Source organism: Leucobacter sp. GX24907 (assembly GCF_053567335.1).
The window spans coordinates 166,048-184,451 of record NZ_JBSGPD010000002.1 but is presented as its reverse complement, the minus strand read 5'-3'; the positions used below and the strand labels follow the sequence as shown (position 1 = coordinate 184,451).

At 63.6% G+C, this 18,404-nt stretch carries 20 protein-coding genes; 12 read left to right on the top strand and 8 right to left on the bottom strand.

All coding sequences use genetic code 11. The annotated features are described in order from the left end of the window. Positions 1–57 precede the first annotated feature (57 nt). The 6 genes from sufB (at position 58) to ACUYV6_RS03725 (ending at position 5,900) form a co-directional block, all read left to right on the top strand. Entirely contained in the window at positions 58–1,476 is a 1,419-nt protein-coding gene (gene sufB, locus ACUYV6_RS03750; protein WP_449277312.1) for a Fe-S cluster assembly protein SufB, read from the top strand. After that, positions 1,476–2,690, top strand: a complete 1,215-nt coding sequence (gene sufD, locus ACUYV6_RS03745; RefSeq protein ID WP_449277311.1) for a Fe-S cluster assembly protein SufD — start codon at positions 1,476–1,478, stop codon at positions 2,688–2,690. The genes sufB and sufD overlap by 1 nt, the downstream gene beginning before the upstream one ends. Before the next feature lie 5 nt (positions 2,691–2,695). Further along, on the top strand, positions 2,696–3,028 hold the full coding sequence (locus tag ACUYV6_RS03740; protein ID WP_449277310.1) for a non-heme iron oxygenase ferredoxin subunit: 333 nt from the start codon (positions 2,696–2,698) through the stop codon (positions 3,026–3,028). Beyond that, positions 3,025–3,786 (top strand): Fe-S cluster assembly ATPase SufC, encoded by a 762-nt coding sequence (sufC, locus tag ACUYV6_RS03735; RefSeq protein WP_449277309.1) that lies wholly within the window; start codon positions 3,025–3,027, stop codon positions 3,784–3,786. Before ACUYV6_RS03740 ends, sufC begins: the two co-directional genes overlap by 4 nt. Before the next feature lie 9 nt (positions 3,787–3,795). Next, on the top strand, positions 3,796–4,140 hold the full coding sequence (locus ACUYV6_RS03730) for a metal-sulfur cluster assembly factor (protein ID WP_449277308.1): 345 nt from the start codon (positions 3,796–3,798) through the stop codon (positions 4,138–4,140). Positions 4,141–4,301: 161 nt separating this feature from the next. Then, positions 4,302–5,900 carry an ABC-F family ATP-binding cassette domain-containing protein gene (locus tag ACUYV6_RS03725; protein WP_449277307.1) on the top strand — a complete coding sequence of 533 codons (1,599 nt, stop codon included), beginning with the start codon at positions 4,302–4,304 and terminating at the stop codon, positions 5,898–5,900. Here the strand turns inward: ACUYV6_RS03725 and ACUYV6_RS03720 are convergent. From ACUYV6_RS03720 to ACUYV6_RS03705, 4 genes are all read right to left on the bottom strand, one after another. Then, positions 5,884–6,687, bottom strand: coding sequence for a cutinase family protein (locus ACUYV6_RS03720; RefSeq protein WP_449277553.1), 804 nt, complete (start codon positions 6,685–6,687; stop codon positions 5,884–5,886). The two genes, ACUYV6_RS03725 and ACUYV6_RS03720, sit on opposite strands and share 17 nt — an antisense overlap. Before the next feature lie 133 nt (positions 6,688–6,820). Further along, on the bottom strand, positions 6,821–7,744 hold the full coding sequence (locus ACUYV6_RS03715) for an ion transporter (RefSeq protein WP_449277306.1): 924 nt from the start codon (positions 7,742–7,744) through the stop codon (positions 6,821–6,823). A gap of 73 nt (positions 7,745–7,817) precedes the next feature. Further along, positions 7,818–8,747, bottom strand: coding sequence for an SURF1 family cytochrome oxidase biogenesis protein (locus tag ACUYV6_RS03710; protein WP_449277305.1), 930 nt, complete (start codon positions 8,745–8,747; stop codon positions 7,818–7,820). Between the two features lie 303 nt (positions 8,748–9,050). Then, entirely contained in the window at positions 9,051–9,500 is a 450-nt protein-coding gene (locus tag ACUYV6_RS03705) for a DUF3099 domain-containing protein (RefSeq protein ID WP_449277304.1), read from the bottom strand. A gap of 135 nt (positions 9,501–9,635) precedes the next feature. Here ACUYV6_RS03705 and fabG point away from each other — a divergent pair, with 135 nt between their 5' ends. Both fabG and ACUYV6_RS03695 read left to right on the top strand, forming a co-directional pair. After that, the gene (fabG, locus tag ACUYV6_RS03700) at positions 9,636–10,346 is read left to right on the top strand and encodes a 3-oxoacyl-ACP reductase FabG (protein WP_449277303.1); all 711 of its coding nucleotides are present in this window, start codon (positions 9,636–9,638) and stop codon (positions 10,344–10,346) included. 81 nt (positions 10,347–10,427) lie between these two features. Next, a complete protein-coding gene (locus ACUYV6_RS03695) occupies positions 10,428–11,237 on the top strand; it encodes an isocitrate lyase/PEP mutase family protein (protein WP_449277302.1) in 810 nt (269 codons plus the stop codon). Positions 11,238–11,283: 46 nt separating this feature from the next. Here the strand turns inward: ACUYV6_RS03695 and serB are convergent, their stop codons facing one another. Beyond that, complete coding sequence (gene serB, locus ACUYV6_RS03690; protein ID WP_449277301.1) at positions 11,284–11,931, bottom strand: phosphoserine phosphatase SerB; 648 nt, start codon at positions 11,929–11,931, stop codon at positions 11,284–11,286. 70 nt (positions 11,932–12,001) lie between these two features. Between serB and ACUYV6_RS03685 the strand changes: the two genes are divergently transcribed. Then, on the top strand, positions 12,002–12,787 hold the full coding sequence (locus ACUYV6_RS03685; RefSeq protein WP_449277300.1) for an ABC transporter ATP-binding protein: 786 nt from the start codon (positions 12,002–12,004) through the stop codon (positions 12,785–12,787). A gap of 162 nt (positions 12,788–12,949) precedes the next feature. Next, on the top strand, positions 12,950–13,198 hold the full coding sequence (locus ACUYV6_RS03680) for a type B 50S ribosomal protein L31 (protein WP_449277299.1): 249 nt from the start codon (positions 12,950–12,952) through the stop codon (positions 13,196–13,198). Between the two features lie 68 nt (positions 13,199–13,266). Here the strand turns inward: ACUYV6_RS03680 and ACUYV6_RS03675 are convergent, their stop codons facing one another. Then, complete coding sequence (locus ACUYV6_RS03675) at positions 13,267–13,965, bottom strand: exonuclease domain-containing protein (RefSeq protein WP_449277298.1); 699 nt, start codon at positions 13,963–13,965, stop codon at positions 13,267–13,269. A gap of 71 nt (positions 13,966–14,036) precedes the next feature. Here ACUYV6_RS03675 and ACUYV6_RS03670 point away from each other — a divergent pair, with 71 nt between their 5' ends. Then, entirely contained in the window at positions 14,037–15,038 is a 1,002-nt protein-coding gene (locus ACUYV6_RS03670) for an alpha/beta fold hydrolase (protein WP_449277297.1), read from the top strand. After that, positions 15,035–15,883, top strand: coding sequence for a TrmH family RNA methyltransferase (locus ACUYV6_RS03665; RefSeq protein WP_449277296.1), 849 nt, complete (start codon positions 15,035–15,037; stop codon positions 15,881–15,883). Before ACUYV6_RS03670 ends, ACUYV6_RS03665 begins: the two co-directional genes overlap by 4 nt. A 5-nt stretch (positions 15,884–15,888) precedes the next feature. Here ACUYV6_RS03665 and poxB read toward each other — a convergent pair whose 3' ends face one another. Next, positions 15,889–17,622, bottom strand: coding sequence for a ubiquinone-dependent pyruvate dehydrogenase (poxB, locus tag ACUYV6_RS03660; protein ID WP_449277295.1), 1,734 nt, complete (start codon positions 17,620–17,622; stop codon positions 15,889–15,891). Positions 17,623–17,835: 213 nt separating this feature from the next. Next, positions 17,836–18,309 carry a hypothetical protein gene (locus ACUYV6_RS03655; protein ID WP_449277294.1) on the bottom strand — a complete coding sequence of 158 codons (474 nt, stop codon included), beginning with the start codon at positions 18,307–18,309 and terminating at the stop codon, positions 17,836–17,838. Between the last annotated feature and the right edge of the window lie 95 nt (positions 18,310–18,404).

The window sequence follows — 18,404 nt, the reverse complement described above, 5'->3', positions numbered from 1 at the left end:
GATGGATCCCTCCGATCGCTTTTGGGTTCGCCAGCGAGATGATGAGGAGGAGTGATCATGCCTGAGGTGCTGATCGACCGTCCTGAGCTTGAAAGCTTGGGTCAGTACGAATTCGGCTGGCACGATGCCGATGCCGCCGGTGAGACGGCGAAGCGTGGGCTCAACGAACAGGTCGTGCGAGAGATCTCCGAGCTGAAGAACGAACCGGAGTGGATGCTCCAGCGCCGTTTGAAGGCCCTGCAGATCTTCGGTCGTAAACCGATGCCCACGTGGGGCGCAGATCTCAGCGAGATCGATTTCGACAACATCAAGTATTTCGTGCGCTCCACCGAGAAGCAGGCCACCACCTGGGAGGACCTGCCCGAGGACATCAAGAATACGTACGAGCGTCTCGGCATTCCCGAGGCCGAGCGCCAACGTCTCGTCGCCGGCGTCGCCGCGCAGTACGAGTCCGAGGTGGTGTACCACCAGATCCGCGAGGATCTCGAGGCCCAGGGCGTGCTCTTCCTCGACACCGATACCGCGCTCAAGGAGCACCCGGAGATCTTCGAAGAGTACTTCGGCACCGTGATCCCGTCGGGCGATAACAAGTTCGCCGCGCTGAACACGGCCGTGTGGTCGGGCGGCTCGTTCGTGTACGTGCCGAAGGGCGTGCACGTCGAGATCCCGCTGCAGGCCTACTTCCGCATCAACACGGAGAACATGGGCCAGTTCGAGCGCACGCTCATCATCGCTGACGAAGACAGTTACGTGCACTACATCGAGGGCTGCACCGCTCCGATCTACAAGTCCGACTCCTTGCACTCCGCAGTCGTCGAGATCATCGTGAAGAAGAATGCGCGCGTGCGTTACACGACGATCCAGAACTGGTCGAACAACGTCTACAACCTCGTCACGAAGCGAGCGATCGCCGAAGAGGGCGCGACCATGGAGTGGGTCGACGGCAACATCGGTTCCAAGGTGACGATGAAGTACCCGTCGATCTTCCTCACGGGCGAGCACGCCAAGGGTGAGACTCTGTCGGTCGCCTTCGCCGGGCCCGGCCAGCACCAGGATGCCGGTGCGAAGATGATCCACTTGGCTCCGCACACCAAGTCGTCGATCCTCTCGAAGTCGATCGCTCGCGGCGGTGGCCGCACCGGTTACCGCGGTGAGGTGCGCATCGACGCCAACGCGCACCACGCGGCGAACTCAGTCGTCTGCGATGCACTGCTCGTCGATACGATCTCGCGCAGCGACACGTACCCGGCCATCGACATCCGCACCGACGACGCCGAGCTCGGTCACGAAGCCACCGTGTCGCGTGTGAGCGAAGATCAGCTCTTCTACCTGATGAGCCGCGGCCTCGCCGAGGAGGAGGCCATGGCGATGATCGTACGCGGCTTCATCGAGCCGATCGCGCGCGAGCTGCCGATGGAGTACGCACTCGAACTGAACAAGCTCATCGAGATGGGCATGGAAGGATCTGTCGGATAATGACTGAAGCTGTTGCAACGAAGCCCGCGACGGGCACCGCTCAGCACGGTCTCACCGCCCACTCAGATGGCGGTTGGGACTTCGGCGCGCCCGTGCAGACCCGTTCGGCCCGGTTCACCTCTGTGAACGTCGCCGATTTCCCGAAGGTGACCGGCCGCGAGGGCAACTGGAAGTTCAGCCCGGTCGCGAAGATCGACACGCTGCTGCACGGCGAGGTCGACGGCTCGCAGCCGAACGATGATGCCGCTGACGCAGACGGCGTGACCCTCCGCTGGATCGACCGCGATTCCGAGCTGATCGGACGTGCGGGAACTCCTGAGGACCGCGCTTCGGCGAATGCCTGGTCGTCGTTCGATCGCGCCCTGCACCTCACGGTGTCGGGGGAGCACGCCGACGCGATCACGCTGAACCGCACCGGTTTCGGCACGGAGGCGCGCGCCGCGCACGTCATCGTCGAAGCCGCGCCGCAGTCGAAGGCCGTCGTGATCCTCTCGCACGAGGGGGAAGCGCAGCTCACGGAGAACGTCGAGATCGTCGTCGGCGATGGCGCCGATCTCACTCTGGTCTCCGTGCAGCAGTGGGATGACAGCGCCATCCACCTGTCGAGCCACTTCGGCAAGGTCGGGCGCGACGCGACCCTCAAGCACATCGTGGTGTCGCTCGGCGGTTCCGTGGTGCGCCTCAACCCGACGATCCATCTCGATTCCGAGGGGGCGAACGGCGAGGCGTTCGGCGCATACTTCGCAGACGCAGGCCAGCACTTGGAGCATCAGGTCTACATGGACCACAATGCCCCGAACTCGCGCAGCCGCGTCACCTACAAGGGGGCGCTGCAGGGCGAAGGAGCACGCACGGTCTGGATCGGCGACGTGCTGATCCGCCGCGTCGCAAGCGGTACCGACAGCTACGAGCAGAACCGTAACCTGGTTCTCTCCGAGGGCACGCGTGCCGATTCGATTCCGAACCTCGAGATCGAGACCGGCGACATCGCCGGCGCCGGACACGCCTCCGCGACGGGCCGTTTCGACGATGAGCATCTGTTCTACCTCATGAGCCGGGGCATCTCGGAAGAAGAGGCCCGCAAGCTCGTCGTGCGCGGCTTCCTGCTCGAGGTCATTCAGCAGATCGGTGACCCCGCGACCGAGGAACGCCTCACCGCCGCAGTGGAGACCGAGCTCGCCCAGAGCGTGACGGCCGCCCAGAAGGGGGCCTGATCCGAGTGACGAGGCAGAAGGCGCTCTCCATGAGCGACCTCGTGCAGGATCAAGCGACGCGTGTCGTCCTCGACGATACGCCCATCGCGATCGTGCTCGACTCTGATGGTGAGGTTCATGCCATCGGAGACACCTGCACCCACGGCCAGATCAGCCTCTCCGAAGGCTTCGTCGAGGGAAAGACCCTCGAATGCTGGGCGCACGGATCAGCTTTCTCACTGTGCACCGGCTTCCCGCAGAACCTTCCGGCTTATGAGCCGGTACCCGTTTACGTTGTCGAGATCGAAGACGGCGACGTGTACATCGACCCCGACATTACGAAAGAGATTGAACAATGAGCTCAGTGCTTGAGATCAAGGACCTGCACGTCAGCGTCGAAACCGAGCAGGGTGAGAAGCAGATCCTCAAGGGGGTCAACCTCACCATCAAGCAGGGTGAAACCCACGCCATCATGGGACCGAACGGCTCGGGCAAGTCGACGCTCGCCTACGCGATCGCCGGGCACCCGCGCTACGAGATCACGAGCGGATCGATTCTGCTCGACGGCGAAGAGGTCACCGAGATGGAGGTGGACGAGCGCGCCAAGGCGGGTCTCTTCCTCGCCATGCAGTACCCGGTCGAGATTCCCGGCGTCACCAACGCCAACTTCCTCCGTACCGCCAAGACCGCGATCGACGGTGAGGCTCCGGCTATCCGTACCTGGATGAAGGATGTCAAGGGCGCGATGGAGAACCTCCGCATGGACTCCTCCTTTGCAGAACGCAACGTCAACGAGGGCTTCTCGGGCGGCGAGAAGAAGCGCAACGAGATCCTGCAGCTCGAACTGCTGCAGCCGAAGTTCGCCGTGCTCGACGAAACCGACTCCGGCCTCGACGTCGATGCACTGAAGGTGGTCTCCGAGGGTGTCAACCGCGCCAAGGACCACACTGGTCTCGGCACGCTCCTCATCACCCACTACACGCGCATTCTCCGCTACATCAAGCCGGATTTCGTGCACGTCTTCGTCAACGGCAAGGTGGCGGAAGAGGGCGGACCTGAGCTTGCCGAGCGTCTTGAAGAAGAGGGATACGACCGCTACCTCGTCGATGCGGCGTAGGCTATTGGCATGACTGAGGCCATTCCCGCGAAGTCCATCGATCCCGAGTTCCGCGAACAGGCGATCGAAGCGCTCAAAGATGTGTCAGACCCGGAGCTCGGCGTCAATATCGTCGACCTCGGACTCATCTACGACCTCGCCTTCGACGAAGAGCACGACGCGCTCGTGGTCAGCATGACGCTCACGAGCGCCGGCTGCCCCCTGACCGACGTGATCGAGAACGATATCGCCGAGGCGCTCGACGGTCTCGTCACAGCCTTCCGCATCAACTGGGTGTGGATGCCGCCGTGGACACCGGAGCGAATCACCGATGATGGTCGAGACATGATGCGCGCCCTGGGCTTCGCCATCTAGTCTTTTCTTCGGTTCGGGGGTTCGTTTCCACCGGCATGCTCTCCGGCGCGCGGCTGCGCAGCGCGCCGTCAGGCTCACCACGCATGCCTTCCCGGAAATGATCCCCCGAACCTTTCGTTTGGCGGACACTCCGTCTCATCACATCTTCTAAGGACACACGCATGATCATCGTCGAGGATCTCGCCATCGACGTCGGCGCACGTCGCCTCATGTCAGGCGTCACGTTCCGAGTGAACCCCGGCGACAAGATCGGCCTCGTGGGGCGAAACGGCGCCGGTAAGACGACGCTGACACGTACGCTCTCGGGCGAGCTGCAGCCTGCGGAGGGCCGAGTGCAGGTGTCCGGCGAGCTCGGCTTCCTTCCGCAGGACCCGCGCTCTGGCGATCCCGAGCAGCTCGCGAGGCATCGCATCCTCGATGCCCGCGGACTCGGCACGCTGACGAAGAACCTCGCGAAGGCCTCGGAGGAGATGGCGTCGGACGACCCGCGTGTTGCGGAGAAGGCGATGAAGCGCTTCGGATCGCTTACCGATCGCTTCCAGGCTCTCGGTGGCTATGCCGCTGAAGCCGAGGCCGCCTCGATCTCGCACAACTTGGGTCTCCCTGATCGAGTGCTGGATCAGCCGCTCAAGACGCTTTCCGGCGGTCAACGCCGTCGCATCGAGCTCGCTCGTATCCTCTTCAGCGATGCAGACACCATGATCCTCGATGAGCCGACAAACCACTTGGATGCCGACTCCATCGTGTGGCTACGGGAGTTCTTGAAGAGCTACAAGGGCGGCGTCATCATCATCAGCCACGACATCGACCTGGTAGGAGAGACCGTGAACCGGGTCTTCTACCTCGATGCCAATCGCCAGGTGATCGATGTGTACAACATGGGCTGGAAGCTCTACCAGCGTCAGCGCGCCGCTGACGAGGAGCGCCGTCGCAAGGAACGCGCGAATGTGGAGAAGAAGGCCTCGGCGCTCAAGGATCAGGCGGCAAAGTTCGGTGCCAAGGCTTCGAAGGCCGCCGCAGCGCACCAGATGGTTGCGCGGGCCGAGCGAATGCTGTCCGGCCTCGAAGAGGTGCGCCAGGTGGATCGCGTAGCGAAGCTCCGCTTTCCGGACCCGGCGCCCTGCGGCAAGACCCCGCTCATGGCGCAGAGCCTCTCGAAGTCGTTCGGCTCACTCGAGATCTTCGCCGGCGTCGACCTCGCAATCGATCGTGGATCAAAAGTTGTCGTGCTGGGGCTCAACGGCGCCGGAAAGACCACACTGCTGCGGCTGCTCGCGCAGGTGGATACTCCCGACACCGGGGAGCTCATCGCAGGTCACGGCCTGAAGGTCGGCTACTACGCGCAGGAGCACGAGACACTGGACGTCAAGGCGAGCGTGCTGCAGAACATGATCTCGGTGTCGCAGCATCTCACCGAGACCGAGGCACGCAAAGTGCTCGGATCCTTCCTGTTCACTGGAGATGACGTGCACAAGCCTGCCGGCGTGCTGTCTGGCGGAGAGAAGACACGTCTGGCGCTCGCGATGCTGGTGGTCTCGAGCGCGAACGTGCTGCTCCTCGACGAGCCGACCAACAACCTCGATCCGGCGAGCCGTGAGGAGGTGCTCGACGCGCTCGCGCACTTCAGCGGCGCAGTCGTGCTGGTATCGCACGATCCCGGAGCAGTCGAGGCGCTCAACCCCGAACGTGTCCTCATCATGCCCGAGGCGACTGAAGATCACTGGTCCAAGGAGTACCTCGAGCTCATCGAGCTGGCGTAGAGTCCTCGGCGTCCTTATCCTTCGGCTCCTCACCCTCGGCGTCGTCTTCCGGCGGATCCGGGGGAGCCAGCTTCGTGATCGCGAATGCCGCGCCATCCTGCTGCATCCCGTTATTGAAGTACTCGACGTGCCCCTGCTCGTCCAGTCCCACGCCCGCTGCACCGCCGTCCAACTCGACCGCATCGATCGCGGTCTGACACACGAAGTCACTCGGCACGCAGTAATCCCTGATGCGATCGGCGAACGCTTCCAGGCTGCCGAACGGGCGGGGGAGCAGACCATTCGTGCCCGTGTCGGTGCCGAAGTTGTACTCCTCCCCGCCGACGAGGCGAGGGTCTCCGTAGAAGACGATGGCACGAATCCGATCTGTCGCCTCAGAATGCAGTTCGCCCACTGTGCCACCGACGAGTCGAACATCCGGGTCGACCAACGCATCTCCGATGACCAGGGCGCCCTGCGAGTATCCGAGCAGAACGAACCCCTGATCGGGGCATGCCTCGGCCTGAACGTTCAGTGTGTCGATGAGGGTGCGTACTCCGAGCGTGCCCCCTTCCTTGACTTCGGTGTCCGCTGGATAGTCGAGATCCACGATGTCCACCTCGTCGGGTCTGGCGTCCGCAATCATCTCTGCGACCGGACTGAGCAGCTGATTGTCCGCAGGTTCGCCGGTGCCGCGACCGGTGATCACCAGATAGTTCGTACACTCGCGGGGCTCCACGATCGGCTCAGGGTTGAGCTCCGCGTCGTACTCCGTCGCTGCCTCCGGCTCGGACGGTTCCGCCGTCACCTCGCTCAAAGAATCACGCGTTTCGACCGGATCCGGACCCTGGCTGCAACCGGCAGTGAGCAACGTCGCTCCCACGACCGCTACCAGAAGCAATGAGCGACATCCCAGCATGACTCTCGAGGAGCGTGCAACATCAGGCGCCAACAGTGCTCCGTCCCTCTTGCGACTCACCCGATGCGGCATCGGATGAGTCTACTTTCCCCGATTCGGACCTGCGTGAATCAGCATCATCGAATTCGCCGCGGTGGGTGCGCAGACTCTCAACGCTTGCTCGCAGCGCACTGAGCTCCGCAAGAATCAAGTCTCCCTGCGCGTGCTCTTCCTCGCGAGATTCCTCGAACTCTTCAGTCTGGATCCTGTTCATTGCCTCAACAACCACCGCTACGAACAGGTTGAGGAGCACGACCGCACCGAGCAATGAGAATCCGATGAAATAGGCCCAGACCCAGGGATGCTCGGATGCCAACGGAACGACCACGTCGCTCCACCCATCGCCGATGACGATGCGATACAGCGACCCGAAGGTGAGCCCGAGGTCCCCGTAGTTCTTCGGATCGTACGGGGCGAACAGCGTCGTCGAGGCGATCGCAAAGACATAGAGCACCATCATGAAGAGCCCGCCCATCGACATGATGCCGGGGATGGAGGCTCCGAGCGCTCGCACGACCATTCGCATCGAGCGGACCGCCGAGAGCAACCGGAAGACCCGCAACAGCCGCAGCAGCCGCAGGGCGCCCGAGGCCGAGTTCGCGGGTACCAGCGCGGCGATGACGACGATGAAATCGAACACGTTCCAGCCGTCTCGAAAGAAGCGCCAGCCGTACGCGTAGATACGCAGGATCAACTCGAGGACAAAGATCCCGATCACTACTGCGTTGACCGCGTGCAGGCCCGGACCGAATCTCTGAACTACCGCAGCATAGGTCTCCAACCCCAAGATGACCGCGTTGAAGACGATCAACGCGATGATGCAGCGTTGAAACCAAGCGCGTTCGACCAGCGCCCGCACCGCGGATCGTGGTGCGCTGAGCGCCGGTTCAGATGCAGTTGAGGTCACGAGACGCGAGTGTATCGTCCCGTCCTGCGTGGTTTTCGAGCCGCGCTGGCAGGCACCTCTACCGTCGATTCGCTCAACCGTCGAGCAAAGCGTCTTCTTCATCGGCGTCGGTGTCGCCCTTGCGCTTTCGCCGCTCGGCTCGTCGGCGATCCTGCTCGAGCACTCTCTCGCTACCCGCATTCAGGCCGCGATATTCCTGTCTCGCTGCATAGCTCACCCCGCCGAGGGCGATGATGATGAACACGTACCACTGCAGCGCGTACGACAGGTGGGGGCCCTCATCGCGTTCCGGCCGATCCGGCAGCACGCCGGCCTCACCCGTCGGCTCTTCGCTGACAAGCATGCCGTACGCTCCGGTGTAGGCCTCCGCTTCGACCTGGGCGAGACGCGCGATCTCAGGCAGATCAATACTCCCCACGGTGCTCCCGCGGCTTGAACGGCCTTCCACCGCCGGTTCGCCGGCACGCAGTCGCGCTTCGACGAGCACCCACCCCTCTGCCGGTTGCGGGAGCGCCTCGAGAGCGACTGCTGCGTTCTCAGAACCGGAATCTGCCTCGAATGGGACCCACCCCCGGTCCACGAAGAAGACACGACCGTCTTCGGTGCGCAGCGGATGGATCAGATCGGCCCCGACACCTCCCGGCCCCGGCCGATTGCGGGCGAGGAACGGCTCACCGAAGTACTCGCCGGTGACCTCGACGGTCTGCCACTTCAGCTGATCCTCATCGAAGAAAGAGAGTTCTGGAAGTGCCGCATCGAGCGGTATCGCCGGTGCATCATAGTTCGCGTCTATGCGGTCGATCTCGGCGCGAGCCTCGGCGCGCCGATCGAACTGCCAGTTTCCCAGCATCACGCACGCGACCGAGAACGCGAGCAAGAGCGCGTAGTAGCCCAGCCAGCGTCGACTGCGGAGGAAGGACCAGCCCGGGAGCTCCTGTTCCTCCGAATGAGCGTCGCGCGGGCGCGCCTCGGGTTCCGTAAGCGGCATCGTCTGCTCAGCCACCGGACCGCTCTCGTCGTTCTGCTTCGGGCGCCGATCCCTGTGACGCAGCCGATCTCTCCGCTATCTGCGAGTCGCTCAGCGTATCTATCGAGGTCTCTTCGAGCGGGAAGGAACGGGCAGCCAAGAAATCCCGCAGGTAGGGAAGGTGTTCCGAGCAGGCAAGCCAGGTCTTACGACGTTCTGGGCCGTGAATCTTGGGGTTCCGCCAAATCAGTGCGCGCGAAGCGGCCGCACGGCAGCCGGCTCGGGAGCATTCGAAACGTTCCGACGGCGCTCCACCGAGGGCGGCGGACAACACACCCGTCATCCTGTGGAACCGTCGCTCTTGCTGTGACCGTCTTCAGTCCCTCCCTGTACGGGCTGATCAGACACCGTCTCACTCGAAGCGGTTTCGGCAGGGGAGCTTCGCCATGTCTCCTCATGACCTGGGGCATCCACGACGATGACCGGTGGTCGATCAGCAGGAGACGTGGAAGAAGCGGTCCCGGAGTCCGAACCGGCAATGCTGAGCGGTTCGGGTGCGTCCACCTCTTCGTCAGGCGTTGCCGCGACCGCATTTGCGATCATCACCGCGAAATACGGCAGAAGCACTGCCCCGAGGAGTGCGACCGCGATCCACCAGCCTCTGACGAAGAGCAGCGAGGCCACGCAGAGCATGCGCAGGCCCATCGCCATGTAGTAGAAGCGCATGCGCTTCGCACGATCTTCGGCGGGGGCCATTCCCACCGTCGTGACCCGGTAACTCTCGCCCATCGGCTCCTTCTTCGTCCACACGGAAGTCTACGCCCCGCACCTTGGATGTCGCTCCGCCCCTCACTGCGCCGCTACCCGGCACGCGCACGACCTTCCTCTAGGCTTGGGGAAGCACCATACGAAAGGAACGCCCGCATGAGCACTTCCCGCACCGTCCTCGTCACCGGCGGCAATCGCGGCATCGGTTTCGCCATCGCCGAACGAATGATCGCAGACGGACATCGGGTCGCCGTGACCGCCCGCTCAGGAGCAGGCCCCGCGGGCGCGCTCACCGTCCACGCGGAAATGAGCGACAGCGCATCGATCGATGCCGCGTTCTCGGAGATCGAGGAGAAGCTCGGAGCAGTCGAGGTGGTCATCGCGAACGCGGGGATTACCCGCGATACGCTGCTGCTGCGCATGAGCGAAGAGGACTTCAGCGAGGTCATCGACACGAACCTCACCGGAACGTTCCGTGTGGTGAAGCGGGCTGCGAAGGGCCTCCTCAAGGGGCGCTTCGGGCGCGTGATCCTGCTGTCGAGCGTGGTGGCCCTCTACGGTTCCCCCGGACAGATCAACTACGCGTCTTCGAAGGCGGCTCTCGTCGGGTTCGCGCGTTCGCTGACCCGTGAACTCGGTGGTCGGGGCATCACCGCGAACGTGATTGCCCCGGGGTTCATCGAGACCGACATGACTGCGGCGCTCCCCGAGGCTCAGCAGCAGAAGTACCTCGAGTCCATTCCGGCCGGACGTTTCGGCAAGGTGGAGGAGATCGCCGGCGTCGCCTCATGGCTGGCCGGTGACGAGTCGGCGTACGTCTCCGGGGCCGTCATTCCGGTCGACGGCGGACTGGGCATGGGCCACTGATCGCGCCGCACCGGAGATAACACCCGCAGCTACGGTCTGCAAGCCCTTCCGCGAACTCGTCTCACGGCATAGCGTGGAGGCATGACCGAACACAGCGAACCCCGTTCCCGCGAGCGCGTTGCCGACGACGCTCGTACCCTCATCGATCTGTACGAGGCACCCGAGATCCTGCGTGTCGTGAACGTCTGGGATGCCATAAGTGCGCGGGTGGTATCCGATCTGAACGGGTCGACGGCCATCGCCACCGCAGGACACGGCATTGCCGCAAGCCACGGGTACCCCGACGGCGAGAAGATCCCGGTCGACCTCATGATCGCTGCGACCGCACGCATCGTCGCAACGACCGAGCTGCCCGTCACTGCGGATCTCGATGGCGGATTCGGTGATCCGGCCGGCACGGTGCGAAAGGCCATCGCTGCGGGGGTCTGCGGAGCGAACATCGAGGATCAGCTGCGCCCCATCGATGAATCCGTGACAGTGATGCGTGACGCCGTCGAAGCCGGCCGTCAGGAAGGCGTCGACTTCGTACTCAATGCACGCACCGATGCACTGCTCAAGGGTGGGGATCGCTCCCGTGCCGCATCTCTGACCGACGCGATCGAGCGCGGACGCGCCTACCTGGCAGCCGGCGCCCAGTGCGTGTTCGTGCCGGGAGTCGTCACCGCAGAGGAGGCGCAGGAGCTCGTCGAGGAGATCGGATCGCGCAAGGTCAGCGTCATCGGGCTCCCGGGCGCGCTCACCGCGGCAGAGTACGAGGCACTCGGAATCGCCCGCATCTCCTACGGACCGATGCCCCAGAACGTCGCACTCACGGCGCTCAAACGTCTCGGAACATCGTTGCTCGCAGACGGGACCATACCCGACGACACCGAGCGCCTCAACAATCTCTGATCTCGCAGATGAATAGAGGTCCGCGCCCTTCGGACCGGAATAGGGGTCAGCTCAAACGATCGAGCAACGGGATCACCGCGGACAGATCGTGCTCGATGCTCACATCGGCACGCTCTTGCACGATCGGCTTCGCGTTGTACCCCACTCCCAGGGCGGCAACCCGCATCATCTCGAGATCGTTCGCGCCGTCGCCGATCGCGGCAGTTGCGCTGAGGGGAGTGCCTTGCGCCTCCGCCCATTCGCGCAATGCCTCGGCCTTGGCGGCCCCATCGATCACCTGGCCCACGGTGCGACCGGTGAGCGCGCCGTCTGCGGTCTCCAGGCGATTTGCCCGCCAATAGTCGAGACCGAGGTCGTCGGCGATGAAATCGAGAACTTCATGGAAGCCACCTGAGACCACACCGACTTTACCGCCGCGTTCATGTACTGCGGCGATCAGTTCGCGGATGCCGGGGGAGAGCCGCACTCGCTCGTATGCCTGTTGGAAGACCGTCTCGGGCGTGCCTGCAAGCGTAGCCACGCGTTCTGCCAAGCTCTCCGCGAAGTCGAGCTCGCCCCGCATCGCGCGCTCGGTAACGTCGGCGACTTCGTCCCGCGTACCGGCCGCATCCGCGAGCAACTCGATCACCTCGTCCTGAATCGTCGTCGAATCGCAGTCGAGAACCACGAGAAGGGGCGCAGCAGCATCGTTCATGCATTCAAGTTTAGGGAACTGCCGCCGCGTCGGAGCCAACTCACGACCGACGGTCGGTAGGCTGGTCGGCATGGTCAACGCTCTGCGATTCTCAGATGTCACCTATGTTCGCGACGGCAGGCCGATCCTCGACGGGGTGAACTGGTCTGTCGACAGCGCCGAGCGCTGGGTGATTCTCGGCCCCAACGGCGCCGGCAAGACGACGATGCTCAAGCTCGCCACTGCAAACGACTATCCGACCCGGGGCAGCGTCGAGATTCTCGACGAGACGCTCGGCAAAGTTGACATCTTTGAGTTGCGCCACCGCATCGGCTTCGCATCATCGGCGAACGCACGACGCATTCCGAACGACGAGTCCGTGCGCAACCTCGTGCTGACCGCGGCGCACTCGGTCGAGGGGCGCTGGAACGAGCAGTACGACGACATCGACATTCGTCAGGCCGACCGCATCATCGCCGAGTGGGAGCTCACAAGCCTCGCCGACAATCTCTTCGGGACCTTGAGCGACGGAGAGCGCAAGCGCGCCATGATCGCGCGAGCCGTAATGACTGACCCAGAACTCTTGCTGCTCGATGAGCCGAGCGCGAGTCTCGACCTCGGCGCCCGCGAACGCCTGCTCCGCATGCTCTCGGGATTCGCGCAGTCGCCGACCTCCCCGGCGATGGTCATGGTGACTCACCACGTAGAGGAGATCCCTCCGGGCTTCACGCATGTGCTGCTGCTGAGCGAGGGCCGCGTGCAGGCAGCCGGGCCCATCGCCGAGACTCTGACTGCGGAGAACCTCGGCGCGGCGTTCGGCCTGGAATTCGAACTCACCGAGAGCGACGGCCGCTACTCCGCGATCGCCAAGAACTGAGACTCGGTTCGTCGAACTCTGTGTTCGCGACCTAGCAATATGTGCCGCGACTAATCTAATTCTGATGTAAAGTAGAACTTTGTGCGGTCATCCGCAACCTCCCAAGACCTCGGGGCCTGCTGCTACAGGCCCCATTCAAGGCGACAATCCTAAGGAACACTCATGAAGACCGATATCCACCCCGAGTACAACGCCATTGTTTTCCGCGACCTCGCCTCGGGGGAGACGTTCCTCACCCGCTCCACGCTGACCAGCGATAAGACGATCGAGCTCGAGGGCGAGACCTACCCGGTCATCGATGTCGAGATCTCGAGCGCATCGCACCCGTTCTACACGGGCAAGCAGCGCATCATGGACTCGGCCGGTCGTGTCGAGAAGTTCAACCAGCGCTTCAAGGGCTTCGGCGCCTAAACTCCGAAGTCATACGACGAAGGGCGGGCGATCCATTCCGGATCGCCCGCCCTTTGCTGTCTCCACCGTTACCGAATCGGCCAACGTCCATCTGCCACAAACGACGGGTCGCGGACGCGCCGCATGTAGTCCTGGAAGTTCTCGGCCTGGGCTGCAGCCCAGGAGGCCTGAGCGGCGTGCAGCTCCTCGAGATCGCCCGGCAGGGTGTCGGCGTACTTGATCGCGATCGCCTGCAGCAATCGCCCGGCAGCGATCGCGTCATCACCGGCGTCATGGGCGGTACCGAGCTCGATGCCATAGTGCGCCGTGACCACCTCGAGGGTGCGCTTCCCGCGGCGGAAGCGATCCATCTGCTTGTCGATGATCAACGGGTCGAGCACCGGTGACACCGCATCTGGCCAGGCGAGTCCGTGCCGCCGTGATTCGGCGTGAAGCAGCGACAGGTCGAAGGGCGCGTTGTAGACGACGAGCGGGAAGCCGCGCTCGCGCATCGCCGAGAGCTGTTCGATGATCTGCGCAACTCCGAATTCAGCTCGGATGCCGCTCGAACGCGCGATCTCAGTGCTGATGCCGTGCACCCGCACTGCCGGCTCGGGAATCTCGACTCCTGGGTCGAGCAGCCAATCGTAGCGTTCGAGCACCTCACCCCCCGAACCCAGCAGCGCGATCGTCGAGCTCACGATGCGCGCACTGCTCGTGTCGACTCCCGTCGTCTCGGTGTCGAAGACGGCGAGGTTCGCAGCCCACAGGGGCAGTTCTCTAGTCACGGCGCATCCTTTCGTCAATCACGATGCTATCGGTGGCGGGGGAGCACAGGTGCGCTCGCTAGACTCGCCTCGTGACCGAACACCCCCGCCAACTGACCGTCCCCGTGTTCGGCGCGCCGACCCGCGCTTGGCAGTACGGTGTGGGTGACGCCGCCCCCATACTGCTCGTTCATGGATTCCGCGGAGATCATCATGGTCTGGAGCTCATCGCCGAGGGGCTGACCGTCATGTTGCCTGGCGTGCCGATCATCGTCCCAGATCTGCCCGGCTTCGGAATGAGCTCAGCCGTCCCCGATCGTGAACACGATCTCGCGCTCTACGGGGAGTGGTTGCGAGCATTCGCCACCGCAGTTGATCAGCACGCCGGAAACGTTGAGCGCGACGGCCAGGTCGAGCGCGCCGCAGCACGACCAAGCGACGTACATATCGTGGGTCATTCGTTCGGCTCACTGGTTGTCGCACGTGCGATTGCCGATGGACTCGCACCCAGCAGCGTCACCTTCATCAACCCGATCTCATCTCCCGCACTCTCCGGTCCGAACGCGATCATGACCAAGCTCGCGATCGCCTATTACCGGGCAGCGGATGCGCTTCCCCCGGCTGCTGCTCGGGCACTTCTCGGCAATCCTGCGATCGTTCGAGTCATGAGCGAGGTCATGGCGAAGACACGCGACTCCGAGCTGCGCAGCTGGATCCATGGTCAGCACGACCGGTATTTCAGCGTGTTCTCCGATCCGACCACGCTGCTTCAGGCTTTCCGAGCCTCGGTGTCGCACACGGTTGCGGAGGTCGTGACCGAGCACCGACCAGACACTCCAAACGGGTCGCCGTTCTCAGTTCCGACGCTCATCATCGCGGGGGATCGCGACGACATCTCTCCTCTACGCGCCCAACTCGACCTGCAGCGACGCATTCCAGGTGCCGAGCTCCGCGTGATTCCAGGGGTCGGACATTTGGTGCACTACGAAGCCCCCGAAGACGCCGCAGTACACATAGCGAGGTTCTTGCGCACGGTCACGCAATCGACGAGCCCTGCCGCGAACGACTCTAGCGTGACGGAGGAGTGCCGGTGATCCTGCACCGCATCGCATCACTCGACGCACCCGAGCTCCGCGATTTCACGCAGTTGACCGACGTGGCACTGCGCCGGGTACTCGAACCCGAGTCAGGGCTGTATCTCGCCGAGTCGCCCAAGGTCATCGAGCGCGCCATCACCGCAGGGCATCGCCCACGTTCGGTCTTGCTGCTCGAAGAATGGCTCCCGCAGATCGAGCCTCTGCTGGCTGCCTTCCCTGAAGTTCCGGTGTATCTGGGGACGCCGGAACAGCTGGAGCGTCTCACCGGTTTCCACATGCACCGCGGGGCGATCGCATCCATGCACCGCCCGGAGCCGATAGACCCCGCCGAACTGCTCGCAGCTTCCTCACTGGCATCGCAGACGACTCGTGGGTCGGGCCGTCCTGCGCGTTCACGGATTGCCGTGCTAGAGAACCTCGCCGATCATGCAAATGTCGGAAGCGCCTTCAGGAATGCGGCCGCCATGGGACTCGATGCGGTGCTGGTGACGCCTCGGTGCGCGGACCCGCTCTACCGACGCGCAGTCCGCGTGTCGATGGGCACTGTCTTCCAAGTCCCATGGACGCGTATTGACCCCTGGCCCCGAAGTGGTCTCCAACTGCTCAAGGATCTCGGTTACGTCGTTGCCGGCATGACTCTGGGCGAGGGGGCGATCACGCTCGACGAGCTCGTCGCCGAAGATCACGAGCGGCTCGCACTGGTGTTCGGCACCGAAGGTCACGGTCTCATTCCGGCGACAGATCGCCAGCTCGACCGGAGGGTGACGATCCCGATGATGGGCGGCGTCGACTCGCTCAATGTCGCTGCATCGTCCGCGGTAGCGTTCTACGCGACCCGCTGAGCGGCTCAGCCGAACAGTCGCCGGAATACGTTGGTGTCGGCAAGGTCGAGCAGTTCTTCGCCTCGCCCCGAGAGAATCGTGCGGAGCGCGTACAGGGTGAACCCTTTGGCCTGCGCTGCCGTAATGGTGGGCGGTATCGACAGCTCTTGTCGCGCGGTGACCACGTCGACCAGTGCCGGACCATCGTGTGCGAACGCATCCCGCAGCGCTCCGTCGAGTTCGTCCGGTTGTTCGACGCGTCGACCGTGAATGCCGACAGCCTTCGCGATGTCGGCGAAGTCCGGGTTATCGAGCTCGGTGCCGTAGTTCACGAATCCGGCAGCCTTCATCTCGAGTTCGACGAAGTTCAGTGAGGAGTTATTGAATACGACCAGTTTGACCGGAAGTCGCAGCTGCCGCAGGGTGAGGAGTTCTCCGAGCAACATCGCGAGTCCGCCGTCACCGGCGAGAGCCACGACCTGTCGGTCGGGGAAGGCGGACTGTGCACCGATCGCGTGCGGCAGCGCATTCGCCATCGAGCCGTGGGTGAAGGAGCCGATGAGACGCCGCTTCCCGTTCATCCGCAGATATCGTGCGGCCCACACCGTCGGCGAACCGACGTCAGGGATGAAGACTGCATCGTCCGCCGCAAGGTCGCTCACCAGCTTTGCAACGTACTGGGGATGGATCGGCGCACGGTTCTTGTCACTCGACGCGAGTTCGTCGAGCCCCTTCCGCGCCTTCGTATAGTGTTTGATCGAGTCATCGAGGTGCTTACCGTCAGCTCGATCCGAGAGAAGCGGTAACAACGCCTGCGCAGTGTCGCGGACGCTGCCCACCAGACCGACGTCAATGGGTGTGCGCCGCCCGAGGTGCTCACCACGGAGATCGACCTGTACGATCTTCGCCTTCGACGGGAGGAACTGCCGGTAGGGGAAGTCGGTGCCCAGCATCAGCAGCGCATCGCAGTTCTCCATCGCGCGATACCCCGAGGAGAATCCGATCAGGCCAGTCATCCCGACGTCGTAGGGGTTATCGTGCTCGATGAACTCCTTGCCACGCAACGCATGCACCACGGGAGCCTGCAACTTCTCCGCGAGCGCGATGAGCTCGGCGTGCGCACCCTCCGTACCCGCTCCGCCCAAGATCGTCACCTTCTTCGCCGCGTTCAGCAACGTCGCAGCGTCTTGCAACTCACGCTCTGCCGGCACTGTCACTCGAGGGATTCGTGCGATCGGAGCAGAACGGCGCACGGTCGGGCTGTCCGTGAGAAAGATCTCGCCCGGGATCACCAGGACGGCCACGCCCTGCTGCTCGACCGCGGCTCGGATTGCGATCTCCAACACATGGGGCAGCTGATCGGGAACGCTCACGAGCTCGGTGTAGACCGATGCTTCGCGAAAGAGATCCTGCGGGTGCGTTTCTTGGAAGTAGGCGCTTCCGACCTCCGGTCCCGGGATCTGAGCGGCGATCGCGAGAACGGGCACTCGGCTGCGCTGCGCGTCGTAGAGTCCGTTCAGCAGGTGGGTGTTGCCGGGCCCGCAGCTGCCGGCGCACACTGCCAGGTTGCCCGTCAGCGCCGCCTCAGCAGAGGCCGCGAATGCGGCAGCCTCCTCGTGTCGAACGTGCTGCCACGCAAGGGTGCCATCTCTGCGAAGCGCGTCGGTGAATCCGTTGAGCGAGTCGCCGGGTAGTCCGTAGACCCGTTCGACGCCCGCATCCTTGATGGTCTCGACGATGGTATCGGCGATGGTCGGCATGAGATCCTCCTTCGGGCGGCGCTCGATGCTGCCAGCCTACGCCTGCGTCCTCCGCAAGTCAGCGGAACATGAAGGTACTTGCGCAGGTGCCGAAGAGGGTGACAAAGGCAGCGAAGGCAATGAGCGTGACCCAAGCTTTTGGCGGCACACGCTCCGGCGATCCCTCGGTGTGATTATCAGACCGTTCGGGGGAGTGCCCCCGCTCTTCGGGGCTCATAGAGTGCTCACTATCTCTGACACGTCGGTGTACAGGGTGATCGCGAGCACCATGAACACGATGCCGATGAACCCCGTATACATCCATCTGAATCGATGGTCGCCCATCCAGAACTTCCGCAGGCTCATGATCCCGGTCACCAGTGCCACCAAACTGAGCAGGAGACCGAGGGGAGCAGACACCGCTCCGCTCAGACCGATGATCGGCACCGCGATCGGAATGACGAGATACGTGATGATGCACCGAATACCCGTGATCACCATTGACGTTCGAAGGTACCGATGCGCCGAGACCTCCGACGCGGCAGACCGATCGACGCTGTCGACACGAAGCAGACGACGCATGACACGATCCGCGACACTCCGGTCGCCATCGACCCGCTCCATGGGAATCAGGGCCGCGGATTCGCTCGCAGACACCGCCTCTGCCGACGCGGTCGGTGCAACATGCGATTCGCTCGGTGCTGGCATCTCGCCTCTCTCGGCCATGACTCACCCGGGCATCGGGCCGCGGATGAAAGAAAACGAATATGTTCTACACACCCCAGGGTAGCAATGCTGCGCTG

Excerpts from the sequence above, each read along its gene's own strand:
- poxB (WP_449277295.1), bottom strand. The coding sequence starts at position 17,622 with ATGCCGACCATCGCCGATACCATCGTCGAGACCATCAAGGATGCGGGC.
- ACUYV6_RS03725 (WP_449277307.1), top strand. The coding sequence starts at position 4,302 with ATGATCATCGTCGAGGATCTCGCCATCGACGTCGGCGCACGTCGCCTC.
- sufD (WP_449277311.1), top strand. The coding sequence starts at position 1,476 with ATGACTGAAGCTGTTGCAACGAAGCCCGCGACGGGCACCGCTCAGCAC.
- ACUYV6_RS03685 (WP_449277300.1), top strand. The coding sequence starts at position 12,002 with ATGGTCAACGCTCTGCGATTCTCAGATGTCACCTATGTTCGCGACGGC.
- ACUYV6_RS03680 (WP_449277299.1), top strand. The coding sequence starts at position 12,950 with ATGAAGACCGATATCCACCCCGAGTACAACGCCATTGTTTTCCGCGAC.
- sufC (WP_449277309.1), top strand. The coding sequence starts at position 3,025 with ATGAGCTCAGTGCTTGAGATCAAGGACCTGCACGTCAGCGTCGAAACC.
- ACUYV6_RS03730 (WP_449277308.1), top strand. The coding sequence starts at position 3,796 with ATGACTGAGGCCATTCCCGCGAAGTCCATCGATCCCGAGTTCCGCGAA.
- serB (WP_449277301.1), bottom strand. The coding sequence starts at position 11,931 with ATGAACGATGCTGCTGCGCCCCTTCTCGTGGTTCTCGACTGCGATTCG.
- fabG (WP_449277303.1), top strand. The coding sequence starts at position 9,636 with ATGAGCACTTCCCGCACCGTCCTCGTCACCGGCGGCAATCGCGGCATC.
- ACUYV6_RS03705 (WP_449277304.1), bottom strand. The coding sequence starts at position 9,500 with ATGGGCGAGAGTTACCGGGTCACGACGGTGGGAATGGCCCCCGCCGAA.
- ACUYV6_RS03655 (WP_449277294.1), bottom strand. The coding sequence starts at position 18,309 with ATGCCAGCACCGAGCGAATCGCATGTTGCACCGACCGCGTCGGCAGAG.
- ACUYV6_RS03695 (WP_449277302.1), top strand. The coding sequence starts at position 10,428 with ATGACCGAACACAGCGAACCCCGTTCCCGCGAGCGCGTTGCCGACGAC.
- sufB (WP_449277312.1), top strand. The coding sequence starts at position 58 with ATGCCTGAGGTGCTGATCGACCGTCCTGAGCTTGAAAGCTTGGGTCAG.